Source organism: Streptomyces sp. NPDC057616 (genome assembly GCF_042800575.1).
Classification (GTDB): domain Bacteria; phylum Actinomycetota; class Actinomycetes; order Streptomycetales; family Streptomycetaceae; genus Streptomyces.
Genome location: NZ_JBHVGU010000014.1, coordinates 66,672 through 91,608, shown reverse-complemented (window position 1 = coordinate 91,608; position 24,937 = coordinate 66,672). Strand labels below are relative to the sequence as shown.

Genomic DNA, 24,937 nt, shown 5'->3' with positions numbered 1-24,937 from the left:
TCTCCACCGGACCGCGCGAACCGGCGGCCGCGGGCCCGCGTGCACCCGCTCGGCTCCACCGCCTCGCCGCTGTGTGGCGGCTGTGCCGCGAGGGGCAAGAGCGCCGGTCGGAGGGGGTGCCGGCGAGGGCCGGGAGCCCGGTCGGACACCGCCGCCGACCGGCCTTTCTGATCGATCAAAGATCGTTTCCGCAGGTCAGATTAGGTAGACCTAAGTGACGTAGGGCACCGTCCGCCTGGCCGGACGCCGCTTGCCCGCTCCTGAGGAATTACGCAACAATGGCGTTGTGAAAAACGTCGGCGAGGCTCGGGAGACCTCCACGGAGGCCCCCCAGGAGGAGTTCGCGACCGGTGAGCGCTCGACGCGCAACCGGGTCGCGCGGTCCGTCCTGGACCACGGGCCGTCGACCGTCGCCGAGCTGGCCGGCCGGCTGGGCCTGACCCAGGCCGCCGTACGCAGGCATCTCGACGCACTGGTCGCCGACGACGTCGTGGAAGCCCGGGAGCAGCGGGTCTACGGAGCCCGCGGCCGAGGCCGCCCGGCCAAGGTCTTCGCGCTCACCGACTGCGGCCGCGACGCCTTCGACCAGTCGTACGACAAGCTCGCCGCGGACGCCCTGCGCTGGATCCAGGAGCGCTTCGGCGGGGACGAGGCGGTCGTCGCCTTCGCGCGCGCGAGGATCGCCGAACAGGCCGACGCCTACCGCAAGGCGATCGAGGCCGCCGCCCCCGAGGAGCGCACGGAAGCCCTGGCCAAGGCGCTGAGCGCGGACGGGTACGCTGCTACGGCGCGCAGCGCACCGGTCGGCGAGCAGCTGTGCCAGCACCACTGCCCCGTCGCCCATGTCGCGGAAAAGTTCCCTCAGCTCTGCGAGGCGGAGACCGAGATCTTCTCCCAGCTGCTGGGAACCCACGTACAGCGACTGGCGACCATCGCGCACGGTGACGGCGTCTGCACGACGTTCATCCCAAAGATTTCCGAGATCACTCACAACGCATCTGCAAGCACGGCCGGGAGGAACCCCGCATGACTCTCCCCATCGAGGAGACTGCCCACCCTGAGCTTGAGGGCCTGGGCAAGTACGAATACGGCTGGGCGGACTCCGACGAAGCCGGTGCCTCGGCGAAGCGCGGTCTCAGCGAGGAAGTCGTCCGGGACATCTCCGCCAAGAAGAACGAGCCGGAGTGGATGACCAAGCTCCGCCTCAAGGGCCTGCGGCTGTTCGACAAGAAGCCCATGCCGAACTGGGGCTCGGACCTGTCGGGCATCGACTTCGACAACATCAAGTACTTCGTGCGCTCCACGGAGAAGCAGGCGGAGTCCTGGGAGGACCTGCCCGAGGACATCAAGAACACGTACGACAAGCTCGGCATCCCCGAGGCGGAGAAGCAGCGCCTCGTCGCCGGTGTCGCGGCCCAGTACGAGTCCGAGGTCGTCTACCACCAGATCCGCGAGGACCTGGAGGAGCAGGGCGTCATCTTCCTGGACACCGACACCGCTCTGAAGGAGCACCCGGAGCTCTTCAAGGAGTACTTCGGCACGGTCATCCCGGTCGGCGACAACAAGTTCGCGTCGCTGAACACCGCGGTGTGGTCCGGCGGCTCCTTCATCTACGTGCCGAAGGGCGTGCACGTGGAGATCCCGCTCCAGGCCTACTTCCGTATCAACACGGAGAACATGGGCCAGTTCGAGCGGACCCTGATCATCGTCGACGAGGGCGCCTACGTGCACTACGTCGAGGGCTGCACCGCGCCGATCTACAAGTCGGACTCGCTGCACTCCGCGGTCGTCGAGATCATCGTCAAGAAGAACGCCCGCTGCCGCTACACGACCATCCAGAACTGGTCGAACAACGTCTACAACCTGGTCACCAAGCGCGCCGTCGCCTACGAGGGCGCCACCATGGAGTGGATCGACGGCAACATCGGCTCCAAGGTGACGATGAAGTACCCGGCCGTCTACCTGATGGGCGAGCACGCCAAGGGCGAGACCCTGTCCATCGCCTTCGCGGGCGAGGGCCAGCACCAGGACGCCGGCTCCAAGATGGTCCACATGGCGCCCAACACGTCCTCCAACATCGTCTCCAAGTCGGTGGCGCGCGGCGGCGGCCGCACCTCCTACCGCGGTCTGGTCGAGATCGGCGAGGGCGCCCACGGCTCCAAGTCGAACGTGCTGTGCGACGCGCTGCTCGTCGACACCATCTCCCGCTCCGACACGTACCCCTACGTGGACGTCCGCGAGGACGACGTGTCCATGGGCCACGAGGCCACCGTCTCCAAGGTCTCCGAGGACCAGCTCTTCTACCTGATGAGCCGCGGCCTCAGCGAGTTCGAGGCGATGGCGATGATCGTGCGCGGCTTCGTCGAGCCCATCGCGAAGGAGCTGCCCATGGAGTACGCCCTCGAGCTCAACCGGCTGATCGAGCTGCAGATGGAGGGCGCGGTCGGTTAGGACCCGCCTTCCGAAGCAGTAGCCAGATTTCTTGACGTAGGAAGAGAGCAGACCGACAGCCATGGCTGAGGCTCAGAACATCCCGGTGGGGTCCACCACCGCCGGCCAGATCGCGGTGGCCGCCGAGTCGACCGTCGCCACGCGCATGAGCGCGCCCCCGTCCTTCGACGTGGCGGACTTCCCGGTCCCGCACGGCCGCGAGGAGGAGTGGCGGTTCACCCCGCTGGAGCGCCTGCGCGGGCTGCACGACGGCACCGCCGTCGCGACCGGCGAGGGCGTGAAGGTCGCGGTCGACGCCCCCGAGGGCGTCACCGTCGAGACCGTCGACCGTGGCGACGCCCGGATCGGCAGGGCGGGCACCCCCGTGGACCGCATCGCCGCCCAGGCGTACTCGGCGTTCGAGAAGGCCGGCGTGGTCACCGTCCCCAAGGAGACGGTGCTCACCGAGCCCATCCGCATCGCCGTGCACGGCGAGGGCGGCACCCGCTTCGGTCACCAGGTGATCGAGCTGGGTGCCTTCGCCGAGGCCGTCGTCGTCATCGACCACACCGGTGACGCCGTGCTCGCCGCCAACGTCGACTACATCCTGGGCGACGGCGCCAAGCTGACCGTCGTCTCCGTCCAGGACTGGGACGACAAGGCCGTGCACGTGGCCCAGCACAACGCCCTCATCGGGCGCGACGCGCGCTTCAAGTCGGTCGTGGTGACCTTCGGCGGCGACCTCGTACGGCTGCACCCGCGCGTCTCCTACGCCGGCCCCGGCGGCGAGGCCGAGCTGCTCGGCCTGTACTTCACCGACCAGGGCCAGCACCAGGAGCACCGCCTGCTGGTCGACCACAACACCCCGCACTGCAAGTCGAACGTCGTCTACAAGGGCGCGCTCCAGGGCGACGGCGCCCACGCGGTGTGGATCGGCGACGTGCTCATCGAGGCCAAGGCCGAGGGCACGGACACCTACGAGATGAACCGCAACCTCGTCCTCACGGACGGCGCGCGGGTCGACTCGGTGCCCAACCTCGAGATCGAGACCGGCGAGATCGTCGGCGCCGGACATGCCTCCGCCACCGGCCGCTTCGACGACGAGCAGCTCTTCTACCTGATGGCCCGTGGCATCCCCGCCGACGAGGCCCGTCGCCTGGTGGTCCGCGGCTTCTTCGCCGAGCTGGTCCAGCAGATCGGCGTCGACGACATCGAGGCGCGCCTGCTGGAGAAGATCGACGAGGAGCTGGAGGCGTCGGTCTGATGTCAGCGTTCGTACGCGCCTGTGGGCTGAGCGAGCTGGAGGAGGACACCCCGAAGCGGGTGGAACTCGACGGCACGCCGGTCTCGGTCGTGAAGACCGAGGGGGAGGTGTTCGCCATCCACGACATCTGCTCGCACGCGAACGTCTCGCTCTCCGAGGGCGAGGTGGAGGACTGCCAGATCGAGTGCTGGCTGCACGGCTCCAGCTTCGACCTGCGCACCGGCAAGCCGTCCGGCCTCCCCGCGACGCGCCCCGTCCCCGTATACCCCGTAAAGATCGAAGGGGACGACGTTCTCGTCTCCCTCAACCAGGAGTCCTGAGGCACCCATGGCAACGCTTGAAATCCGAGACCTGCGCGTCACCGTCGAGGCCGACAACGCCACGAAGGAAATCCTCAAGGGCGTCGACCTCACCGTGAAGCAGGGCGAGACGCACGCCATCATGGGCCCCAACGGCTCCGGCAAGTCGACCCTCGCCTATTCGCTCGCGGGTCACCCGAAGTACACGATCACCGGCGGCACCGTCACCCTCGACGGCGAGGACGTCCTGGAGATGTCCGTCGACGAGCGCGCCCGCGCGGGCCTGTTCCTCGCGATGCAGTACCCGGTCGAGGTCCCGGGTGTGTCCGTGTCGAACTTCCTGCGCACCTCCGCCACCGCCATCCGCGGTGAGGCCCCCAAGCTGCGCACCTGGGTGAAGGAGGTCAAGGAGACCATGGAGCGTCTCAACATGGACCCCTCCTTCGCCGAGCGCAACGTCAACGAGGGCTTCTCCGGCGGTGAGAAGAAGCGCCACGAGATCCTCCAGCTCGAGCTGCTCAAGCCGAAGATCGCGATCCTCGACGAGACGGACTCCGGCCTCGACGTCGACGCCCTGCGCGTCGTCTCCGAGGGCGTCAACCGCGTCCGCGAGACCGGCGAGGTCGGCACCCTGCTGATCACGCACTACACGCGCATCCTGCGCTACATCAAGCCCGACTACGTCCACGTCTTCTCCGGCGGCCGCATCGTCGAGTCCGGCGGCGCCGAGCTCGCCGACAAGCTGGAGGACGAGGGCTACGAGGCATACACGAAGGGCGGCGCATCCGCGTGACACAGCTGCCGGGCCTCCTCGACACCGAGGCGATCCGCAAGGACTTCCCCATCCTGGACCGCCAGGTCCACGACGGCCGGAAGCTCGTGTACCTGGACAACGCGGCGACCTCGCAGAAGCCGCGCCAGGTGCTCGACGCCCTGAACGAGTACTACGAGCGCTACAACGCCAACGTCCACCGCGGTGTGCATGTGCTCGCCGAGGAGGCCACGGCGCTGTACGAGGGCGCGCGCGACAAGGTCGCGTCCTTCATCAACGCGCCGAGCCGCGACGAGGTGATCTTCACCAAGAACGCCTCCGAGTCGCTCAACCTCGTGGCGAACATGCTCGGCTGGGCCGACGAGCCCTACCGCGTGGACCACGAGACCGAGATCGTCATCACGGAGATGGAGCACCACTCCAACATCGTGCCGTGGCAGCTGCTGTCGCAGCGCACGGGCGCGAAGCTGAAGTGGTTCGGCCTCACCGACGACGGCCGCCTCGACCTGTCCAACATCGACGAGATCATCACCGAGAAGACGAAGATCGTCTCCTTCGTGCTGGTGTCCAACATCCTGGGCACGGTCAACCCGGTCGAGACGATAATCCGCCGCGCCCAGGAGGTCGGCGCCCTCGTCTGCATCGACGCCTCCCAGGCGGCGCCCCACATGCCGCTGGACGTCCAGGCCCTCCAGGCCGACTTCGTGGCCTTCACCGGCCACAAGATGTGCGGCCCGACCGGCATCGGCGTCCTGTGGGGCCGCCAGGAGCTGCTCGAGGACCTGCCCCCGTTCCTCGGCGGCGGCGAGATGATCGAGACCGTGTCGATGCACTCGTCGACGTACGCTCCGGCCCCGCACAAGTTCGAGGCGGGCACCCCGCCGATCGCGCAGGCGGTCGGTCTCGGCGCGGCGATCGACTACCTGAACGCCATCGGCATGGACAAGATCCTCGCCCACGAGCACGCGCTCACCGAGTACGCGGTGAAGCGGCTGGCCGAGGTTCCCGACCTGAGGATCATCGGCCCGACCACGGCCGAGGACCGCGGCGCGGCGATCTCCTTCACCCTCGGCGACATCCACCCGCACGACGTGGGCCAGGTCCTCGACGAGCAGGGCATCGCGGTGCGCGTCGGCCACCACTGCGCGCGGCCGGTCTGCCTGCGCTACGGAATTCCTGCGACCACCCGAGCGTCGTTCTATCTGTACTCCACGCCTGCCGAGATCGACGCGCTGGTCGACGGGCTGGAGCACGTACGGAACTTCTTCGGCTGACGGGACGGGACGAGCGATCGCATGAAGCTGGACTCGATGTACCAGGAAGTCATCCTGGACCACTACAAGAACCCGCACGGGCGTGGTCTCAGGGATGGCGACGCCGAGGTGCACCACGTGAACCCGACGTGCGGTGACGAGATCACCCTCCGCGTGAAGTACGACGGCACGAGGATCGAGGACGTCTCGTACGAGGGCCAGGGCTGCTCCATCAGCCAGGCCTCCGCCTCGGTGCTCAACGAGCTGCTGGTCGGCAAGAACCTGACGGACGCACAGAAGATCCAGGAGACCTTCCTGGAGCTGATGCAGTCCAAGGGCAAGATCGAGCCCGACGACGCGATGGAGGAGGTGCTGGAGGACGCGGTCGCGTTCGCCGGTGTCTCCAAGTACCCGGCCCGGGTCAAGTGCGCCCTCCTGAGCTGGATGGCGTGGAAGGACGCGACGGCCCAGGCCCTGGACGGGGCCGACGCCGAAAGGAAGACGGCATGAGCGAGACCGTTGAGATGAAGCCGGCCTCGGAGGAGGAGATCCGCGAGGCCCTGTACGACGTCGTCGACCCCGAGCTGGGCATCGACGTGGTCAACCTCGGCCTGATCTACGGCATTCACATCGACGACGCGAACATCGCGACGATCGACATGACCCTGACCTCCGCGGCCTGCCCGCTGACGGACGTCATCGAGGACCAGGCCAAGTCCGCCACGGACGGCCTCGTCAACGAGCTGCGCATCAACTGGGTCTGGATGCCGCCGTGGGGCCCGGACAAGATCACCGACGACGGCCGGGAGCAGCTGCGCGCGCTGGGCTTCAACGTCTGACTGCCGCTGTACGCGGGTGAACGGCCATACCTTTACGGGTATGGCCGTTTCGCTGCATCACCTCGTCGTCGACGCCCGCGACCTGCCCGGGCTCGCCCGCTTCTGGTGCCGGGTGCTGGACTGGCGGGTCCTGTCCCAGAAGCCGCGTGAAGTCGTCATCGGGCCGGACGAGTTCGCCGCGACCGGCATCTGCTTCATGCCGGTGAGCGACCCGAAGACCGTCAAGAACCGGCTGCACTTCGACCTCGCCCCCGACGACCAGGACGCCGAGGTGGAGCGCATCCTCGCCCTCGGGGCGCGGCGCGTCGACATCGGGCAGGGGAGCGGGGCCGGCTGGGTGGTGCTGGCCGACCCGGAGGGCAACGAGTTCTGCGTGCTGCGCCCGAAGGCCTCCCTGATCGCCTTCCGCGACGCCTAGGGCCTGTTGCGAACGTCCCGTCCGCCGGGCCGTCCGCTCAGGCCAGGCCCCCGGTGAGCCGGAACGCCGAGTCCGCGCGGTAGAGGTCGCTCCGCTGCCAGGAGTCCAGCCGGAGCTGGAAGTTCTGGTGGCGCAGATAGCGTCCCGGGTAGTTCACCGACTCCAGCATGACCGCGCCCGGGTAGGACGAGGTGCGCGGGCAGAAGGTCGCGTCCTTCCCGAACAGGGCGGAACCGTCGTCGCGTTCGGAGCGCAGCAGGAAGTCGCGGTGGCGGAGGTAGCTGCCGTCGGCCGTGGCGAAGGAGTAGCAGGACGCGTCGGCCAGGCCCTTGACCACCGTGAAGGTGGCGTCCCGGCGTGCAGCGGCGGACGCGACCGGGTCGAGCTTCACCAGACCGCCGCTGACGTGCCAGTAGCGGTCGGGGTAGTTCACCGAGCGCACGGAGCGGTGGGTGGCGGAGGGCTTCGTGCTGCCCGGCGAACTCGCGTGCTCCGTGGGCGTCTTGGGGGTTCCGGGCCCACCGGCCGCGGACTCGTGCGGTGCGGCCGCGGCGGACGTGCCGGACCGCGCGGACGGCGAACCGCTCCGTCCCGCGGGCGTCGTCGCGCCCTTCGCCGCGGAGGGCGTGGCGAAGGAGATCAGTCCCGGGCCCGCGGCGGACGCCGACGCGGAAGGGTCGCCGGCGGCCCGTGACGAACCGTCAGGACCGTTGTCCATCAAGGCGATCGCCGTCACGCAGGCGACGGTCGTCGCCACGGCCAGCGCGCCGGCCAGCCAGAGCCTTCGGGTCCCGGGAGCCCGGGAGGTGTCGGGGGCCCAGCCGTTCTCCCAGGATGCGCGGGCGGGCGGCTCGGGGGTGGTGTCAGGCATGCGAGATCCTCCAGCGGCGCCCGTGGCGGCGGCCGGGGGTGTGAGGGGGGTGTGGGCGAGCGGTGAAACCCTAGTGGAGCGGAGGCGGCACCGGGAGCCGTATCAGCGAGCGGTTTCTATGAAAGTTGGAACATCGGCACCTGCGACGGCTCCGGCGACGGTGTGAGCGCCGTTATGTACGCTCGTACGCAGCGTTATGTACACTCGTACGCATGGGATTCCTGACGCTCCTCGCGGCCATAGCCGCAGAGGTGGGCGGCACCACCGCCATGAAGTTCAGCGACGGCTTCAGCCGGCTGTGGCCGTCCGTGCTGACGCTCGTCGGATACGTCGTGTCCTTCTGGCTGCTCGCCCAGACGCTGAAGAGCATGTCCGTCGGCACGGCCTACGCGATCTGGGCCGGCCTCGGCACCGCGGCAATCGTGGGGATCGGGATGGTGTTCCTCGGCGAGGGGATGACCGTCCAGAAGGCCGCCGGCATCGCGCTGATCATCGTCGGGGTCGTCGTGCTCAACCTCGGGGGTGCGCACTGATGGCCCGCCGCTACGACCCCGACCGGCGCCAGCGGATCATCGACGCGGCGATCCGGGTGGTGGGGGAGAAGGGCCTGGCCGGCCTCAGCCACCGCTCGGCCGCCGCCGAGGCCGACGTGCCGCTCGGCTCGACGACGTACCACTTCAAGACCCTCGACGAGCTGATGGTGGCCGCCCTGCGGCAGGCGAACGAGGGCTTCGCCAAGGTCGTCGCCGCGCACGGCGCCCTGGCGGACGACGGCTGCGACCTGGCCGCGGAGCTCGCGCGCATCCTGGGCGAGTGGCTGAGCGGCGACCGCACCGGTGTGGAGCTGGAGTACGAGCTCTATCTCGCCGCCCTGCGCCGCCCCGCCCTGCGCCCCGTCGCCGCCGAGTGGTGCGAGGAGCTCGCCGAGCGGCTCGCCCGGCGCACCGACGCGGTCACGGCACGGGCCCTGGTCGCGCTGATGGACGGGATCTGTCTCCAGGTGCTGCTGACGGGGACGGAGTACGACGAGGGCTTCGCGCGCGAGGCGCTCGCCCGGGTGATGGCCGCACCGGCCGCCGACGGCGGGAAACGGTGAGGTCCCGGCCGGGTCGGGCCGGGCGGCGGCCCGGTCCCTGAGACGCCGCCCCCGGCGGTTGGCCACCGCGCCCCCCGGCCGGTTAGGTTGCCCTCATGACCGACACGACTGCTCCTCGCACCACCGGCGCCGTGGCCACCGGCCTCGCCACGATCGCCGCCGACGGCACTGTTCTCGACACCTGGTTCCCCGCGCCCGAGCTGAGCGAACAGCCCGGCCCGGCCGGCAGCGAGCGGCTGTCCGCCGAGCAGGCCGTGGAGCTGCTCGGCGAGGGCGCGGCGAAGGCCATCGGCCCGGACGCCCGCCGTGGCGTCGAGGTGGTCGCGGTGCGCACGGTCATCTCCTCCCTGGACGAGAAGCCGATCGACACGCACGACGTCTATCTGCGGCTGCACCTCCTCTCGCACCGCCTGGTCAAGCCGCACGGCCTGAGCCTGGAGGGGCAGTTCGGCTTCCTCGCCAACGTCGCCTGGACCTCGCTCGGCCCGGTCGCCGTCGACGACCTGGAGAAGGTCCGGCTCAACGCCCGCGCCGAGGGGCTGCACCTCCAGGTGACCTCGGTCGACAAGTTCCCGCGCATGACGGACTACGTCGCCCCCAAGGGCGTCCGGATCGCCGACGCGGACCGCGTGCGGCTGGGCGCGCACCTCGCCGCCGGCACCACGGTCATGCACGAGGGCTTCGTCAACTTCAACGCGGGCACGCTCGGAACCTCCATGGTCGAGGGCCGGATCTCCGCCGGTGTGGTCGTGGGCGACGGCTCCGACATCGGCGGCGGAGCCTCCACCATGGGCACGCTGTCCGGCGGCGGCAACGTCATCATCTCCATCGGCGAGCGCTGCCTGATCGGCGCCGAGGCGGGCGTCGGCATCGCGCTCGGCGACGAGTGCGTGGTCGAGGCCGGCCTGTACGTCACCGCGGGCACCCGCGTCACCATGCCCGACGGGCAGATCGTCAAGGCCCGCGAGCTCTCCGGCGCCTCCAACATCCTCTTCCGCCGCAACTCCGTCACCGGTACGGTCGAGGCCCGCCCGAACAACGCGGTCTGGGGCGGCCTGAACGAGATCCTGCACAGCCACAACTAGCGCCGGCAGCACCCAGCACCGGGCGCCCTTCCGTCTCCGGGCGGGAGGGCGCCCGTGCGTGAGCACCGCGAGGGGAGTTCTCTGTGGAGATACTGCGGCGGGCGTTCCTTGCGGTCGACCGGCATCTCGGCGGTGCCAAGCCGCCCCCCAAGGTGCAGGTCTTCTGGGCCCGGCATCCCGTGGTCACGGGCGCGATCGCCGCCGTCCTCAACGGGCTGCTGTGCGCGTGGGCCGTGTCCGCGTTCGACGATCCGGTGCTCGCGCTGCAGTCGGCGCTGTGGGGGCTGGGAGCCGGGCTGCTGTTCTGGCTCCTGTGCCGCCTGGAGCGCTGGCGCCAGGGCTACTACGAGCGCAACGGGTGGCCGCCGGTTCACCCGCCCGCCCCGGTGGAGGAGACGCCCGTGTGGCTCGCGGGCGTCCGGTGGATCGGTACGTGGTCGGTCCTGACGGTGGTCCTGTGGGCCCTCGGCCAGTTGCGGGACCCGCCGAACGGCTGGATCTGGAGCGCGATCTACGCCGGCCTCATGGTCATCGCGAACTGGGCCGCCCGGCGGGCCGCGGCACGCGGAGGGCGGCGCCGCGCCTGAGCGCCGCGCCCCGTCACGACCGCAGCGCCGCCGCGAACCTGGCCAGCGCCCCGAAGTCCTCCTCGCGCAGCCCGAGTCGGGGACTGACGCGGTGGAGGAGCGCGGGGGCCGGGTGGTGGGCCGTCACATAGCGCCGGTCCGCCGGGCTCTGCTCGTCGTCCACCCAGGCGAAGGGGCGGCCCCCGGCGTACCGCACGATCGCCTCCGTCTTCCAGTGCACCCCGTCGGGGCGGGCCGCGAACAGGCCCGCGCCGAAGTCGACGTAGGGCAGTTCGGGCAGGCCGACCACGGGTGCGATCCAGCGGTTGGCCGCGTCCATCCACGTCGTGGCCCAGCACAGCTCGTAGCCGAGGGCGAGCAGGGCCGGGCCGTGGGCGGGGCTCAGCCACACGGGCAGGGCGCGGCCCGGCTGCAGGGCGACCAGGATCTGCGTGTAGCCCTCCGGGATTCCGTACGGCTGCGCGCCCCACGGGTTGAGGGGGCCGTCGACGTCGAGGAACAGCAGCGGGCGGCTCACGGCAACAACGTACGGAAAATTCTTCGGCCGGGCAGGCATAGCGCCGGGCGGCCGGGAGCGTCACGAGGGACACAGGGGCGGTCACAGGGGTGAGCGCCGGGGGAAGAGAAGGTGACGATGGATGCCGAAGGGCTCGAAAGCTTCCGCGCGTTCGTGGACGGCAGGTCGTCGGCCCTGCTGAAGACCGCGGTGCTGCTCTGCGGCGGCGACCGGCACGCCGGCGAGGACCTGCTGCAGAACGCGCTCGTCAGGGCGGCGGCGAAATGGCAGCGGATCGAGGAGCCCGAGGCGTACGTGCGCCGCGTCCTGTACCGCCAGCAGATCGGCCGTTGGCGGCTGAAGTGGCCCAGACGCGAGGTCACCGTCGCCGAGCCGCCCGAACGCGACCCGCAGCCCGCCGACCCGGCCGCGGCGGCCGACCTGCGCATGGTGATGCGCCAGGCGCTCGGCCGGCTCACCCCGCGCCAGCGCACCGTGCTGGTCCTGCGCTACTTCGAGGACCTGCCGGAGGCCGACGTGGCCCAGCTGCTCGGCTGCTCCGTGGGCACCGTCCGCTCCACCACCCACCGCTCCCTCGCCCGGCTGCGCGCACTGGCGCCGGAGCTGGCCGCGCTCGGCCCCGCGGACGCCGAACTGCCGGAGTCCCGCGGCTACTCGCCCATGGAGGTGCGTCCGTGAACGTCGACGAACTCGTACGCGACGCACTGCGCGAGCAGGCCGCCGAGCAGGGCTTCGCCGGGCCGGGACTGGCCGACCGCGTGCTGGCCCTGCACCGTCGCCGCCGCACCCGCCGGATCGCGGCCGTGGCCGCAGCCACGGCCGCCGTGGTCGCCGTCGCGGTGGCGGTACCGCTGCTGGACTCCGGCAGGAAGGACACCCGCCCCTCGGACGTCATCGTGGACCACAAGGGCATCAAGGGCCGCCCGGACCAGTCGCCGCCGCGCGATCTGCTCTCCGCCGGGAACACGACCCTGGCCGCGTACTCCGTGTCGGACACCGTGAAGCTGAGCCAGGACACGGCCGTCGTCCGGCGCACCTACCACCTGCTGGACCAGCGGACCGGCAGATACGTGAAGACCACGAGGTGGTCGTGGGTCGCCGTCGCTCCCGGCCTGAAGACGGCCGCCGTCCTGGAGCAGGACCTGCCCGCGTCCCGGATCGGCCTGCTCGACCTGACCACCGGCGAGGTGGAGCGGTGGATCCAGGTCGACCACAAGGTGGCCGGGCTCTCCTTCTCGCGCGACGGCCGCAAGCTGGTGGCGACGACGTACACCGAGAATCCCGACCGGCTGTCCAAGCCCCACGGCCAGGGCGACTGGGGGCCGATGATGCAGACGAGCCGCACCGGTTTCTACGTCCTCGACGTGGCCTCCGGGACCGGCTCCTGGGCCGAGGTGAAGCTGAAGAAGGATCCGGACGACCCCATGGGCGGCCTTGAGATGCTCAACGACCGCCAGGACTTCTCCCTCACCGACGACGGCCGGCACGTCTGGGCCGGCAATCCGAGCGGGAAGATCGGCAAGGAGTTCTGGGACCTGCAGGGCAACGCCGTCTCCGCGCCGGCGGGCGACAAGTATCTGGAGTGGTTCGTCGACGCGGGCAAGTCGCCCAACGGCAGGCTCGTCGCCGGTGACTTCGCGGGCGAGAAGTGGAAGACCTCCTCCTGGCTCGTCGACGCCATGACCGGCAGGCGGACCGAGGTGCGCGGGCAGCAGCTGCTCGCCTGGGTCGGCGACAAGCAGCTCATCGCCTGGGACATCGGCAGGAACGACAAGAACGAGTTCCATCAGCGGCTCGTGCTGGTCACCGTCGGCAGCGCCAGGGAGATCCCGCTCAGCGGCTTCCGCAAGGGGCACGACGGGGACGCCGGGCGCTGGGATCCCCTCTTCGCCGAGGGCTGACCGGTCAGCCGTTCACGCACTCGGCGTACGCCGCGAGCAGCCCGTCGACCGCCTCCCGGCCGGCGGGCCGCAGCGGGGCGCGGACCGGGCCAGCGGGCAGGCCGAGCTCGCGCAGCAGGGCCTTGGCGGTGACCGAGCCGGGCAGCCCCGCCGCCATCATCAACTCGACGAGCGGCGTGGCGCGTTGCTGGAGGCGGGCGGACACGGGGGTGTCGCCCGCCTCGAACGCGTCGAGGACGGCCCGGAGTTGCTCCGGGACCACGTTCGCGACCGTGCTGATGTAGCCCGCACCGCCCACCGCGTACAGCGCGAGGTTGTGCTCGTCGCAGCCCGCGTAGTACGCCAGGTCCGTGCGGGCCAGCACCTTCTGCGCGGCCAGGAAGTCGTAGGAGCAGTCCTTGACCGCCACGATCCTCGGGTGCTCGGCGAGCCGCAGCACCGTGCCCGACTCGATGCGAGTGCCGGTGCGGCCCGGGATGTCGTACAGCACGACCGGCAGTCCCACCGCGTCCGCGACCGCCAGGAAGTGCGCCTCCACCGCGTCCTGCGGCGGCCTGCTGTAGTACGGGCTGACCACCAGCAGACCGTCCGCGCCCGCCTTCTCGGCCTGACGGGCGAGCTCCACGGTGTGCCGCGTGTCGGAGGTCCCGACCCCCGCCACCACCGAGGCCCGGCCGCCCACCGCCTCCCGCACGGCCTCGACCAGCGCCGCCTTCTCGGCGTCCGTGGTGGTCGGGGACTCGCCCGTCGTGCCCGACAGCACCAGGCCGTCGCACCCCCGCGACACCAGATGCCCGGCGAGCCGCTGCGCACCGTCCAGATCGAGCGCGCCCTCCTCGGTGAAGGGGGTGATCATGGCGCAGAGCGCACGGCCGAACGCGGGCGCGGAGGCGGCGGCAGTCGTCATGGGATGAGTGTCGGCGCGACGACAGTGAAGCTCCACTTAATTTTTCTACGATGTATGGCTAAGCAACGCTGAGCCATCGAGGTCGGAGACGGGCCCTATGTCCAAAGTGGCCCTTCATGAGTCACCATGGCCAAGGACGATGACCGGCAGCGTCATGGGAGGCGACATGAAGCTCGGCAAGGCACTGGCCACGGGAGTCGCGGAGGAGCGGCCGCAGGTGCAGGCCCAGGAACCCGAAGATCTCGAACTCCCCGAGGAGATCCAGGAACTGAAGGCCCCCGAAGAGGTTCCGGCGGCCCGATGAGACTGCGGCTTCCGGAGGAACGCCCGACGGAGCCGCCGACCGGATACAAGATCGCCCACCCGGTGCTGTCCCAGGACGGCACCCGGGCCGGGTTCACCGGTGTGTCGCTCGGCGGCGCGCTGCCGTACGGGGTCGTGGCCGACGCGTCCTGCGTCTACGGCCTGCGCCACAGAGCGCCGAACCGCCGCTGCGCCTGCGGCTTCCACTGCGTGCACGAGCGCGCGGCCGCCGAGGCGATGCTGTGCACGGCCGAGCACCGGGAGGCCGTGCTGCTCGAGGTGTCCGTGCTGGGCGCGTTCATCCGGTTCGAGCGCGGCTTCCGCTACGCCCGCCAGCGGGTGCGGACCGCCACGGTCGGCCCCTGCGTCTGCGGTGCGGCCTCCGCCGCGCTGGCCGACGCGGGCTGGGGCAGGCCCGGCTGGCGGGCGCTCGCCCCCTCCTGCGCGGGCTGCGTCCGCGGCCGTACGTCCGTCTCGCTCGCCGCCTTCGCACGGCTGGCGGGGGAGGGGCTCAGGGTGATCGCGGGCGGCCCGGCGACGGTGGCGGCCGGCCTCCCGTCGGCCGAGGGGCTCGGCGTGCCCGAACTCGTCGCGGAGGCGGCCCTGTTGCAGGCACGCCTCGACTGGTTCCAGACCCAGCTCTCGCGGCTCGGCGAGTCCGGGCCCGGTGACCGGCAGGGGTAGCCGTTCCGGGCCGGGGTACCCGGAGTGTTCCGGACGAAAGGAACACGACAGGAGGCGACGCCGTGACCGGGACCATGCACCCCGGGCCGGTGCGCGACGAGCACCGCTCGGTGGGCGAGCTCGTCGGCCAGGCAACCGAACAGCTTTCCCGGCTGGTACGACAGGAAGTGGCCCTCGCCAAGGAGGAGCTGACCGCCAAGGGGCGTCGCGCCGGACGCGGCGGCGGACTCCTCGGCGCGGCGGGGGCGTTCGCCTACGCCGGTCTGCTCGCGTCGGCCGGCACGGCCGTCGCCGCCCTCTCCCTGGTGCTGTCCGTCTGGGCCGCGGCCCTGATCGTGACCGGCGTGCTCTTCGTGATCGCGGGCGTGCTCGCGGCGATGGGGCGCGCCCAGCTGCGACAGGCCGTGCCGCCCACCCCGGAGGAGGCCCTCGGCAGCGTCAGGGCCGACGTCGAGGAGATCAGGGAAAGGGCACACCGATGACGGACAAGGCGGCACCCGCGCGGGCGGGCGCGAAGGGACCCGACGAGCTGCGCCGGCAGATCGAGCAGACGCGCAGTGAACTCGGTCGGACAGTCGAGGAGTTGGCGGGCAAGATGGATGTGAAGGGGCGTGCGAAGGCGCGGGCGGCCGACCTGAGGGACAAGGCCGGCGCGATGACCGTGCAGCTGCGCAGCACCGCCGCGCAGGCGGGCCACACCGTGCAGGAGAAGGCCACCCATGCCGGGCACAAGGTCCAGGACCGGGCGGTGAAGGCCGGGCACTCCGCGCAGGACACGGCCCGGTCGACGGGGCACGAGATGGAGCACCGGGCGGTGAGCGGCGTGCCGCAGCCCGCGCGGCCGCTCGTACGGGCGGCGACACGCCATCCGCGGCCCGTGCTCCTCATCGGCGCGGCGCTGGTCACGGTCGTGGTGGTGGGGTGGAGGTATCCCAAGAAGTAGGCGGGGCGCGCAGCGGCTGAGACGCAGGGGCCGGGTCGGCTGACCCGGCCCCTGCGTGCGTCCGCGGACCGGGCCCCCTGCCCGGCCCTCCCTCTCACCGAAAACTCGATCCGTCTGGACAAAAAAAGTTTTCGGTGAGACGGTGGACGCATGCTGGACGTGACCGTGATCGAGGACCCCGAGGCCGCCGCCGTCTCCCTGGACCCCATCAGGGCCCGGCTGCTCGCCGAGCTCGCCGCAGGACCCGCGTCGGCGGCGATGCTGGCCGGCCAGGTCGGCCTGCCCCGGCAGAAGGTGAACTACCACCTCAAGGCGCTGGAGCGGCACGGCCTGGTCGAACTGTCCGGGGAGCGCCGCAAGGGCAACGTCACCGAGCGGCTGATGCGGGCGACGGCGGCGTCGTACGTCATCTCGCCGCTCGCGCTCGCCGCCGTGCAGCCGGACCCGGACCGCTTCCGGGACCAGCTCTCCGCGCGCTGGCTGCTCGCCCTCGGCGCCCGCCTGGTGCGCGACGTCGGCTCGCTGATCACCGGCGCCGCCAAGGCCCGCAAGCGGCTGGCGACGTACGCGCTCGACGGCGAGGTCCGCTTCGCCTCGGCGGCCGACCGGGCCGCGTTCGTGCAGGAGCTGACGGCCGGCGTCACCGCGCTGATCCGCAAGTACGACGCGCCCGGCACCGACGCGGGGCGCGACCACCGGATCGTCGTGGCCGTCCACCCCACCCTCAAGCCAACCGAGCCGGAGTAGTCCGGAGCAGTCAGGAGCCCACCATGCCCAAGGAATTCGAGATCGCCCGCGAGTTCGAGGTCGACGCCACTCCGGAGCAGGTCTGGGAGGCCATCACCACCGGAACCGGCGGCTATCTGTGGCCCATGGAGCCGCCGGAGCCCAAGGTCGGCGGCACCGGGCCGTTCGGGTCCACGGTCACCGCCTGGGACCCTCCGCACCGCTACACCAACCGCGTCGCGGACGTCGAGGGCATCGCAGAGCAGAGCCTCAACCAGCTCGACTACACCATCGAGGCCCGCGACGAGGGCCGGCGGGCCTGGGTGCGGTACGTGCACAGCGGCATCTTCGTCGACGACTGGGACAACCAGTACGACGGTGCCGCCAAGCACACCGACTTCTATCTGCACACCCTGCGCGAGTACCTGGTCCACTTCGCGCCCCGGCCGGCCGCGTTCGCGACGTTCGACGGGCCCGAGGCCTCGAAGGCCGCCGACGCCCTCGCGGTCGTCGGGCGGGCGCTCGGGGTCGGCGAGGACGTGTCCGCCGGCACCCGGGTGACGGTCACCGGGCCCGACACGTTCGACGCCGTGGTCGACTTCCGCAACCCGTACTTCATCGGACTGCGCACCGACCGGGGCCTCACCCGCGTCTTCGGGCGCAACCACTGGGGCCACCCGGTCGGCATCTCGCTGCACGACTTCACGCCGGGCACCGACATCAAGGAGTGCGAGGCCGCCTGGCAGGGCTGGCTGAACGGCGTGTTCGACCAGCCCTGATCAGGCCGGAGTCGCCACGTGCCGGAGTTGCGGCACGCAGGGGTTACGGCTTGAAGCGCAGCACCTGCGGGTCGTGGTCGCTGCTCTGGTCGTGGAACTCCGAGTTGATGTGCACGGAGTCGTAGGCGAAGTCGCAGTCGCGCCGGATCGACGGGGAGACCAGGATCTGGTCCAGGACCTGCTGGTTGCCCTGGTAGTCGTAGGTGTAACGCTCGCTCTTCGGCAGCGACTTGATCGCCGACCACAGCGCGCCGTCACCCTCGAGGATCTGCGCGGTGCCGGAGAAGTCGAAGTCGTTCATGTCGCCGAGCGCGATGACGTCGGCGTTCTTCTGGACGTCGAGGATGTTCTTGACGAACGAGTTGACCAGCGTCGCCTGGGCGTGGCGCTGGGTCTCCGAACTGCGCACCGGCGGCTGGTACTGCGCCGTCAGGCCCTGGTCGCCGCCCTTGGAGTTGAGGTGGTTGGCGATCACGAAGACCGTCCTGCCGCGGAAGACGAACTCGCCGGCCAGCGGCTTGCGGCTGTTGGCCCACGCGGTGTCCGCCGGGGCGACGCGGCCGGGGGAGGCCGTCAGCTGGGCCTTGCCGTGCACCTTGGTGACGCCCACCGCGGTGGTGGAGTCGCCGCCCGCGCGGTCCGTGAAGGACACCCGCTCGGGGTTGAAGAGGAAGACCTGGCGGATGTTGCCGCCGGGCTCGCCGCCGTCCTGGTCGTTGACCGGGTCGATGGAGCGCCAGTCGTACTTCGGGCCGCCGGCCGCGACGATCGCGTCGATCAGCTTGTTCACCGTCACGTCGGCGGCGACCGTGCCGTCGTCCGTCGCGCCGTTGTCGTCCTGGATCTCCTCCAGGGACACGATGTCGGGCGACTGGAGGTTGTTCACGATCGCGGAGGCGTGCGCCGCGAAGGTCGTGTCGGACGGGTCGAGGTTCTCGACGTTGTACGTCGCGACCGCGAGCTCGCCGCGGGACTGCTTCTTCGTCGTCTCGCGCTCCAGGCCACCGCTCTTGAGCGTGCCGAGCCGGCCGGCGACGAGCGTGTAGCCGCCGTACTGGTTGTAGTCCATCGGGCCGGTCGTGGTGCCGGTCAGCGAGTCGCCGACGTTCGCCACCGGGAAGTCGGCGGTCGTGCCGAGCGACTGGATCTGCAGCCGGCCGGTGTTCTGCGCGTCGTAGGAGCCGTAGAGCGTGCCGCCGCGGCGGGTCGGGTGCTCGTGCGGCTTCACCGTGACCCACAGCTCGGCGTACGGGTCGGTGGCGGTGACCACGCGGGCGTCCGAGACCTGGACGTTCATCCCCTCCAGGGACTCGTAGTAGTCCAGGGCGTACTTCGACGGCTGCAGGGTGAGGCCGTTGATCGAGCCGTTCGCGGCGGTGTCGCCCGCCGGGGTGTAGGCCGAGGGCACCGACTTCGCGTCGATCACCGTCGGGGCCGGCACCGCGTTGCCCGTGGAGACGGTGGTGACCGTCGGCTTGGTGATCTCCGTGACCGACTGGTTGCCGGACGAGGTGCCGCCCGGGACGTACTCGGAGACCGTGCCGGTGACCGTGACCGAGTCGCCGACGGCGGCCTTCGGGGTGGAGCTGGTGAAGACGAAGACGCCCTCACTCGTGGCCGGGTTGTCGTCCGGGGTCGGATCCTGCATCCAGAAGCCTCTGGAGGAGCCGTAGGTGCGCACGCCGGTGACGATTCCGGCCACGTCGGTGACCTTCTGGCCGGCGTACGGGGACGTGCGCGTGCTGCCCTGGATGTCATGGATGCGCACGGTGTCCGCGTGCGCGGGGGAGGTCAGGGCGACGGCGGACGCCGCGGAACAGACGGCGGCGACGGTGAGCGCGGCGAGGCGCGCGGAAGACTTGCTCGGCAACGGGAATCCCTCCGGGGACGTGCGTGGGCGCCGGGACGAGGGTGGTGCGTAAAACCGGTCTGTGGCCGCGGCCCCCTGGAGCGGTCCGCGACGCGCGTAGAAATCCGGTGAACAGATGTCCGCCCGATTTCTACGCGCGTCAATCTCCTGCCTGCTCACGCGAGTTGTCAAGGTTTCGGCCATGTACAGCCGTTGTCCGGTAGATGAACCGGGCGGCATAGGTGTAAATCCGTCTAGGCTGAGCGGCTGAGTGGTACGACACGCCCGAGGAGAAGCAGCAGATGTCAGACAGCTCCCCCCTGCCGCCGGTGCGGCTGCACCCCGAAGCGGAGCTGGCGCGGGACGCGTTGTCCACGCCGCTGCTCTCCCGGGCCGCGCGGCTCGCCCGCTGGGCCGGCCCCGAGACCCGGGTCGACGCCGGGGGCGGGCTCGTCGACGAGCAACTGCCCGCCGCCGCCGAGGCGCTCGGGCTGAGCGGGGACGAGGCCGCGGCCCTCACGAGCGAGGCGTGGCGCGTCGCCGTGGACACCGGGCTCGTGCAGATCGACGACGAGGACGAGGGCACCGTCACGGCCGGGGAGGAGCTGGCCCTGCTCACCTCGGGCTCGCCCCACGACATCCTCGGCGTGTGGCAGGAGGCGCTGGAGACGGTGCTCGCCGACGCGAGCGTGCCCGACCTCGACGGCCTGGAGGACGCGCTCGACGAGAACGGCGAGATCGACGTCTCCCAGCTGGAGTGGGACCCGGAGGGGGAGGCCGAGTTCCTCGACGGCGTCCTCGGCAACCTGTACCTGCTCACCGTCAGCGAGGACGGCCCCGGCGAGGCGCCCGTGCCGCTGCCCGCCCTCGCCGCGTCGATGATCGTGCCCAGCGACATGGGGGAGCCCACCAACGACGTCCTGGAGCAGGTCTCCGACGCGATGATGCGGCTCGACGACCAGTTCCGGCTGCTCGAACCGGTCGGGCTCGTGGAGTACCAGCCGGTGGACGAGGCGCTGATGGCGGACGCCGACGAGGAGCCCGCCGCGCCGCTCGACGACACCGACGTCTCGCGCTACGGCATGGTGCGCCTGACGCCCCTCGGCCGCTACGGGCTGCGCTCGCGCCTGATGGAGGCCGGGTTCGACGCGCCCGCCGTCGGCGACCTCGCCGACAAGGGGGCCGACGCGCTCCTCGACGGGACGTCGGCCTTCCCGCAGGCGGCGGCACAGGCCGAGACCGAGCAGTGGCTGGCGCGCCGCGAATCCCTCACCGCGGCACGCGAGTTGCTGGCCGCGGCCCGGGGCGCCGACGCCGGGGCGCCGCTGCGCCGGCTGCGCTGCCAGCAGGCGCTGTCGCTGGTCGGCCGGGAGGCCGAGCCCGCGCTGCGCGAGGTCCTGGACGACGCGGAGCTGGGCGGCCTCGCCCGGGTCTGGCTGACCGAGCAGGGGGCGTCCGACGTGCCGCCGCCCTCCGAGGCGATGATCTTCTGGCTCACCATCGACACGGTCGCCGCGCAACTGGCCGCCGAGGGCAACTCGGAGGAACTCCGGGAGCTGGTGCAGGGGCTGGCCGCGCAGCACAGCGGCTTCTTCGCCGCGGCCTGGCGCGTCGACCACCCCGCGACGGCGGACGTGCTGGAGGCCATGGGGCGGCTGCATCCCGACAAGCGGATCGCCAAGGAAGCGCGCAAGGCGGCGTTCAAGGCACGTTCGCAGCAGGGGAGTTGAGCGTGCGGGGCTGAGTCGCAGGGGCGGTGACTTTCCCTTTCCGTGGTCCGATGCGGACGGATTCATGGAAGTGCATCCGGAGGTGTCGCCCTGCGTTCAACCCCCGTTCAGACGTGGGCGGGACGGTGGCGCCGACCCGAGGTCGCCACCCTCCACGGCACACCCACCGTCACAGGAGACACCATGTCGCTCACTCGCAGGGACTTCGCCAGAAAATCCGCGATCACGGGTGCCGGGGTCGCGCTGGCGGGCAGCGTCGGCGCCCTCGCCACCGCCCCGAACGCCCTTGCGTCCACGGACACCGAGAGCGCGGAGGGGAAGCCGGGACACGGGCACGTGGGAGTCGGCTACGGCCCCCTGCTGCCCGACCCGGACGGCCTCCTCGCCCTCCCCGCCGGCTTCACCTACCGCGTCATCACGCACAGCGGCAGGACCCGGCTGGAGTCGGGCGAGTTCACGCCCTCCAACCACGACGGCACCTCCACCTTCGACGGCCCCCGCGGCGCGACCCTCCTGGTCAACAACCACGAACTCGGCGGTCCGCGCGCCAAGTGGCCCTACCCCGTGCCGCTCACCGAGGGACTCGTCTACGACCCCGCGGCCTCCGGCGGCTGCACGGTCGTGGAGGTCCGCCGCGACCATGTCGCCGAGTGGGTCGGCATCGCCGGCACCTCCACCAACTGCGCGGGCGGCAGCACTCCTTGGGGCACCTGGCTCACCTGCGAGGAGACCGAGGACAAGGCCGGCGCCAACGGCATGACCAAGGACCACGGCTACGTCTTCGAGGTCGACCCCGCCGACCGCCGCGCCAACCGCGACCCCAAGCCCCTGAAGGCGCTGGGCCGTTACGCCCACGAGGCCGTCGTCGTCGACCCCAGGCGCGGCCACCTCTACCTCACCGAGGACGCCTCCGGCCCCAACGGCCTGCTCTACCGCTGGACCCCGCCCGAGCACTTCCACCACGGCCGCGGCCGGCTGCGCACCCTCGCCGACGACGCCGGCGTGCTCCAGGCCTTCAAGTGCTTCGACTCCGGCGGCAAGTTCGTCGACGACCTCTCCCGCGCGACGAAGATCGGCACCGTCTACGGCGTCGACTGGGTGGACGTCCCCGACCGCGACGCGAGGACCACCTCCGTCCGCAAGCAGTTCACCGCCGGCCAGGTCACCCGCGCCCGCAAGCTGGAGGGCATGTGGTGGGGCGACGGCGGCACGTACATCGTCTCCTCCTACGCCCGTGACGAGAGCCCCGTCCAGCACGACGGCGCCGTCTGGTTCTACGACCCCAAGCGCCGCACCCTGACCCTGAAGGTCCTCATCGGCGTCAACCCGGACCCCTCGAAGGAAGGCGCCTTCGACGGCCCGGACAACATCACCGTCTCCCCGTACGGCGGCCTGGTCATCGCCGAGGACGGCGAGGGCCTGCAGCACCTGTTCGGCGCCACCGACTCCGGCCGCACCTACCCGATCGCCCGCAACGAACTCAACATCGGTACCGAAGAGGAGCCCGAATACAGCGAGTTCACGGGCGTCACCTTCTCCCCCGACGGCAGGACCCTCTACGCCAACATCCAGACCCCGGGCATCATGCTGGCGATCACGGGTCCCTGGAAGCGCCAGAAGCGCGATTAATTCACTCGCCCGGCCCGCGGCCGCCCTCCTAAAGTGATGAACGTCCAGGTGCGAAGGCAGGACCTACTTCCACTGATAATGGGGCGGTCGCGGGTTCGAATCCCGCCACCGGTACAACACGCCGGTGTAGCTCAGGGGCCAGAGCACCTACGTCGGTTCCGCCGGTCTCGATCTCTGGACATCCACAACTCCATGCACCTCCCGGTGCGCAGACTGCGGCTACTTCTTTTGCACAGAGAATCCGATGCCGCCGTCGATCCGATCTCGGGAGGCGCAGTTCAAGGTGTGTGTCCGGGACTTCCACATGTGCCGTCGATTCCGTGCGCATTCCTTTTGCTGCGCCTCCCTCCGAAACAGCAACGAATTCGGGGGAATTCACCATGGCGCGATTCAACCGCAAGGGCGTGAAGGCGCGGCCCGTTTCGCGGGTCACCTCCACGGGCCGAGTGCTGCGTACGTACGAGGGCGGCCGCGGCCGTGAGCGCGACGCGCGCTCCGAGCTCTTTCTGCTCGCGGTCTCCAACTTCGTGTCCCAGCGGACCTTCTACGAGACCGGTGCCGACCGCGACGACCGCTTCGCGCGGCTCGTGCGGCAGCTCGCCGTCGAGGACCCGGAGTGGACCGCGGGGCTTCTCGGCTGGCTGCGCGGGGAGGGCAACCTCCGTACGGCCTCGATCGTGGGGGCCGCGGAGTACGTGAAGGCACGCCTCGACGCGGGCGCCACCGACGGACCGTCGAACCGGCAGGTCGTGACCTCCGTGCTGCGGCGTCCCGACGAGCCCGGCGAGCTGCTCGGGTACTGGACGTCGACGTACGGCCGCAGCGTCCCGAAGCCCGTCAAGCGCGGGATCGCCGACGCCGTACGCCGTCTCTACAGCAGCACGTCGCTGCTGAAGTACGACACCGCGTCCAAGGGCTACCGTTTCGGCGACATCCTCAACCTGGTGCACGCGGCGCCGGACCCGGACAAGCCGTGGCAGGGCGCGCTGTTCCAGTACGCGCTCGACCGCCGGCACAACCCGGACACCGCGGCGCCGCCCGTGGCCGACCGTGTCCTCACCGCGCACCGCGAGCTGATGGCGCTGCCGGCGGAGGAGCGGCGCGCGGTGGTGACCTCCCGGGGCGGCGCCGAGCGGCTGGCGGCGGCGGGGATGACCTGGGAGGCGCTGGCCGGGTGGCTCCAGGGGCCGATGGACAGGGCGGCCTGGGAGGCGGTGATCCCGTCCATGGGTGCGATGGCGCTGGTCAGGAACCTGCGGAACTTCGACGAGGCCGGGGTCGGCGACGAGGCCGCGGCCCGGGTCGCGGCGAAGATCAGCGACCCGGCCGAGGTCGCGCGCTCGCGGCAGTTCCCCTTCCGCTACCTCGCCGCGTACCGGCACGCGCCCTCGCTGCGCTGGGCGTACCCGCTGGAGCAGGCGCTCGGTCATTCGCTGGCGAACGTGCCGGCGCTGCCCGGGCGGACGCTCGTGCTCGTCGACCGCTCCGGCTCGATGTTCTGGTCGCGGATGTCCGACCGCTCGGAGCTCAACCGGGCCGACGCGGCGGCGGTCTTCGGCACGGCGCTCGCGCTGCGGGCGGCGCGCGCGGATCTCGTCGAGTTCGGCAGCACCAGCAACGGGATCCGGTACCGCAAGGGCGAGTCGGTGCTGAGGATCCTCGGCCGCTTCGGCGACCTGGGCGGCACCGACACCACCGGCGCGGTCCGGGCGCACTACCGCGGGCACGACCGGGTGCTGATCGTCACCGACGAGCAGTACGCGCCCAGCCACCACGGCGACCCGACCGAGCAGGTCCCGCCGCAGGTGCCGGTCTACACCTGGAACCTCGCCGGCCACCGCGCGGGCCACGGCCCGTCGGGCACGGCGAACCGGCACACCTTCGGAGGGCTCTCGGACGCGGCCTTCCGCATGGTTCCGCTGCTGGAGGCGGCCCGGGACGCCGACTGGCCCTGGGCGGTCTGAGCGCCGGGGGGGGGGGGGGGGGGGTCGAGGGGGGAAGGGGGAGGAAAACGCCCGCGGACGGAGGAAAGACGCCAACCCCCCCTCTTCTCAC

28 protein-coding genes are annotated in these 24,937 nt (G+C 71.0%); 24 read left to right on the top strand and 4 right to left on the bottom strand.

From position 1 onward, the window contains the following. Nucleotides 1-286 precede the first annotated feature (286 nt). From ACFU97_RS19325 to ACFU97_RS19285, 9 genes are all read left to right on the top strand, one after another. Nucleotides 287-1,030 (top strand): helix-turn-helix transcriptional regulator, encoded by a 744-nt coding sequence (locus ACFU97_RS19325; protein WP_384257819.1) that lies wholly within the window; start codon nt 287-289, stop codon nt 1,028-1,030. After that, a complete protein-coding gene (gene sufB, locus ACFU97_RS19320; RefSeq protein WP_058926029.1) occupies nt 1,027-2,451 on the top strand; it encodes a Fe-S cluster assembly protein SufB in 1,425 nt (474 codons plus the stop codon). The genes ACFU97_RS19325 and sufB overlap by 4 nt, the downstream gene beginning before the upstream one ends. A gap of 61 nt (nt 2,452-2,512) precedes the next feature. Further along, nucleotides 2,513-3,694 (top strand): Fe-S cluster assembly protein SufD, encoded by a 1,182-nt coding sequence (sufD, locus tag ACFU97_RS19315; RefSeq protein ID WP_384257816.1) that lies wholly within the window; start codon nt 2,513-2,515, stop codon nt 3,692-3,694. Further along, a complete protein-coding gene (locus tag ACFU97_RS19310; RefSeq protein WP_058926031.1) occupies nt 3,694-4,014 on the top strand; it encodes a non-heme iron oxygenase ferredoxin subunit in 321 nt (106 codons plus the stop codon). Before sufD ends, ACFU97_RS19310 begins: the two co-directional genes overlap by 1 nt. A 7-nt stretch (nt 4,015-4,021) precedes the next feature. Further along, nucleotides 4,022-4,786, top strand: coding sequence for a Fe-S cluster assembly ATPase SufC (sufC, locus tag ACFU97_RS19305; protein ID WP_384257812.1), 765 nt, complete (start codon nt 4,022-4,024; stop codon nt 4,784-4,786). Continuing rightward, nucleotides 4,783-6,039 carry a cysteine desulfurase gene (locus ACFU97_RS19300; protein ID WP_384257810.1) on the top strand — a complete coding sequence of 419 codons (1,257 nt, stop codon included), beginning with the start codon at nt 4,783-4,785 and terminating at the stop codon, nt 6,037-6,039. Before sufC ends, ACFU97_RS19300 begins: the two co-directional genes overlap by 4 nt. Before the next feature lie 21 nt (nt 6,040-6,060). Next, a complete protein-coding gene (gene sufU, locus ACFU97_RS19295; protein WP_384257807.1) occupies nt 6,061-6,528 on the top strand; it encodes a Fe-S cluster assembly sulfur transfer protein SufU in 468 nt (155 codons plus the stop codon). After that, nucleotides 6,525-6,857 (top strand): metal-sulfur cluster assembly factor, encoded by a 333-nt coding sequence (locus ACFU97_RS19290; RefSeq protein ID WP_058926035.1) that lies wholly within the window; start codon nt 6,525-6,527, stop codon nt 6,855-6,857. The genes sufU and ACFU97_RS19290 overlap by 4 nt, the downstream gene beginning before the upstream one ends. 40 nt (nt 6,858-6,897) lie before the next feature. After that, nucleotides 6,898-7,275: a VOC family protein gene (locus tag ACFU97_RS19285; RefSeq protein ID WP_384257805.1), complete on the top strand. Its 378-nt coding sequence runs from the start codon at nt 6,898-6,900 to the stop codon at nt 7,273-7,275. A gap of 37 nt (nt 7,276-7,312) precedes the next feature. Here the strand turns inward: ACFU97_RS19285 and ACFU97_RS19280 are convergent, their stop codons facing one another. After that, nucleotides 7,313-8,146 (bottom strand): AbfB domain-containing protein, encoded by an 834-nt coding sequence (locus ACFU97_RS19280; RefSeq protein ID WP_384257802.1) that lies wholly within the window; start codon nt 8,144-8,146, stop codon nt 7,313-7,315. A 212-nt stretch (nt 8,147-8,358) separates the two neighbouring features. Between ACFU97_RS19280 and ACFU97_RS19275 the strand changes: the two genes are divergently transcribed. From ACFU97_RS19275 to ACFU97_RS19260, 4 genes are all read left to right on the top strand, one after another. Further along, complete coding sequence (locus ACFU97_RS19275) at nt 8,359-8,679, top strand: DMT family transporter (protein WP_384257800.1); 321 nt, start codon at nt 8,359-8,361, stop codon at nt 8,677-8,679. After that, on the top strand, nt 8,679-9,242 hold the full coding sequence (locus ACFU97_RS19270) for a TetR/AcrR family transcriptional regulator (RefSeq protein WP_384257797.1): 564 nt from the start codon (nt 8,679-8,681) through the stop codon (nt 9,240-9,242). The genes ACFU97_RS19275 and ACFU97_RS19270 overlap by 1 nt, the downstream gene beginning before the upstream one ends. A 95-nt stretch (nt 9,243-9,337) precedes the next feature. Further along, on the top strand, nt 9,338-10,327 hold the full coding sequence (dapD, locus tag ACFU97_RS19265; RefSeq protein ID WP_384257795.1) for a 2,3,4,5-tetrahydropyridine-2,6-dicarboxylate N-succinyltransferase: 990 nt from the start codon (nt 9,338-9,340) through the stop codon (nt 10,325-10,327). Nucleotides 10,328-10,410: 83 nt separating this feature from the next. Next, on the top strand, nt 10,411-10,914 hold the full coding sequence (locus ACFU97_RS19260; protein WP_384257791.1) for a hypothetical protein: 504 nt from the start codon (nt 10,411-10,413) through the stop codon (nt 10,912-10,914). 13 nt (nt 10,915-10,927) lie between these two features. Here the strand turns inward: ACFU97_RS19260 and ACFU97_RS19255 are convergent, their stop codons facing one another. Further along, entirely contained in the window at nt 10,928-11,431 is a 504-nt protein-coding gene (locus ACFU97_RS19255; protein ID WP_384257788.1) for a hypothetical protein, read from the bottom strand. 117 nt (nt 11,432-11,548) lie between these two features. Here ACFU97_RS19255 and ACFU97_RS19250 point away from each other — a divergent pair, with 117 nt between their 5' ends. Beyond that, nucleotides 11,549-12,109, top strand: a complete 561-nt coding sequence (locus tag ACFU97_RS19250; protein WP_384257785.1) for a SigE family RNA polymerase sigma factor — start codon at nt 11,549-11,551, stop codon at nt 12,107-12,109. Further along, nucleotides 12,106-13,332 (top strand): WD40 repeat domain-containing protein, encoded by a 1,227-nt coding sequence (locus tag ACFU97_RS19245; RefSeq protein ID WP_384257782.1) that lies wholly within the window; start codon nt 12,106-12,108, stop codon nt 13,330-13,332. Before ACFU97_RS19250 ends, ACFU97_RS19245 begins: the two co-directional genes overlap by 4 nt. Nucleotides 13,333-13,336: 4 nt before the next feature. Here ACFU97_RS19245 and dapA read toward each other — a convergent pair whose 3' ends face one another. Then, entirely contained in the window at nt 13,337-14,239 is a 903-nt protein-coding gene (gene dapA / locus ACFU97_RS19240) for a 4-hydroxy-tetrahydrodipicolinate synthase (protein WP_384257779.1), read from the bottom strand. A gap of 139 nt (nt 14,240-14,378) precedes the next feature. Here dapA and ACFU97_RS19235 point away from each other — a divergent pair, with 139 nt between their 5' ends. The 6 genes from ACFU97_RS19235 to ACFU97_RS19210 all read left to right on the top strand — a co-directional run bounded on the left by ACFU97_RS19235 (nt 14,379) and on the right by ACFU97_RS19210 (nt 17,674). Further along, entirely contained in the window at nt 14,379-14,543 is a 165-nt protein-coding gene (locus ACFU97_RS19235) for a hypothetical protein (protein ID WP_384258103.1), read from the top strand. After that, complete coding sequence (locus ACFU97_RS19230; RefSeq protein ID WP_384257776.1) at nt 14,540-15,226, top strand: hypothetical protein; 687 nt, start codon at nt 14,540-14,542, stop codon at nt 15,224-15,226. The genes ACFU97_RS19235 and ACFU97_RS19230 overlap by 4 nt, the downstream gene beginning before the upstream one ends. Nucleotides 15,227-15,288: 62 nt before the next feature. Beyond that, on the top strand, nt 15,289-15,708 hold the full coding sequence (locus ACFU97_RS19225) for a phage holin family protein (protein WP_384257774.1): 420 nt from the start codon (nt 15,289-15,291) through the stop codon (nt 15,706-15,708). Then, nucleotides 15,705-16,169: a DUF3618 domain-containing protein gene (locus ACFU97_RS19220; RefSeq protein ID WP_384257772.1), complete on the top strand. Its 465-nt coding sequence runs from the start codon at nt 15,705-15,707 to the stop codon at nt 16,167-16,169. The genes ACFU97_RS19225 and ACFU97_RS19220 overlap by 4 nt, the downstream gene beginning before the upstream one ends. A gap of 150 nt (nt 16,170-16,319) precedes the next feature. Beyond that, entirely contained in the window at nt 16,320-16,916 is a 597-nt protein-coding gene (locus ACFU97_RS19215; protein ID WP_384257769.1) for an ArsR/SmtB family transcription factor, read from the top strand. 23 nt (nt 16,917-16,939) lie between these two features. Next, nucleotides 16,940-17,674, top strand: coding sequence for an SRPBCC domain-containing protein (locus ACFU97_RS19210; RefSeq protein WP_384257767.1), 735 nt, complete (start codon nt 16,940-16,942; stop codon nt 17,672-17,674). A 43-nt stretch (nt 17,675-17,717) separates the two neighbouring features. Here the strand turns inward: ACFU97_RS19210 and ACFU97_RS19205 are convergent, their stop codons facing one another. Continuing rightward, on the bottom strand, nt 17,718-19,544 hold the full coding sequence (locus tag ACFU97_RS19205) for an endonuclease/exonuclease/phosphatase family protein (protein ID WP_384257765.1): 1,827 nt from the start codon (nt 19,542-19,544) through the stop codon (nt 17,718-17,720). 281 nt (nt 19,545-19,825) lie between these two features. Here ACFU97_RS19205 and ACFU97_RS19200 point away from each other — a divergent pair, with 281 nt between their 5' ends. The 3 genes from ACFU97_RS19200 to ACFU97_RS19190 all read left to right on the top strand — a co-directional run bounded on the left by ACFU97_RS19200 (nt 19,826) and on the right by ACFU97_RS19190 (nt 24,846). Further along, nucleotides 19,826-21,253 carry a hypothetical protein gene (locus ACFU97_RS19200; protein ID WP_384257763.1) on the top strand — a complete coding sequence of 476 codons (1,428 nt, stop codon included), beginning with the start codon at nt 19,826-19,828 and terminating at the stop codon, nt 21,251-21,253. Between the two features lie 183 nt (nt 21,254-21,436). Further along, complete coding sequence (locus ACFU97_RS19195) at nt 21,437-22,882, top strand: alkaline phosphatase PhoX (protein WP_384257760.1); 1,446 nt, start codon at nt 21,437-21,439, stop codon at nt 22,880-22,882. A gap of 380 nt (nt 22,883-23,262) precedes the next feature. Next, nucleotides 23,263-24,846 (top strand): TROVE domain-containing protein, encoded by a 1,584-nt coding sequence (locus tag ACFU97_RS19190; RefSeq protein ID WP_384257758.1) that lies wholly within the window; start codon nt 23,263-23,265, stop codon nt 24,844-24,846. Nucleotides 24,847-24,937 lie beyond the last annotated feature (91 nt).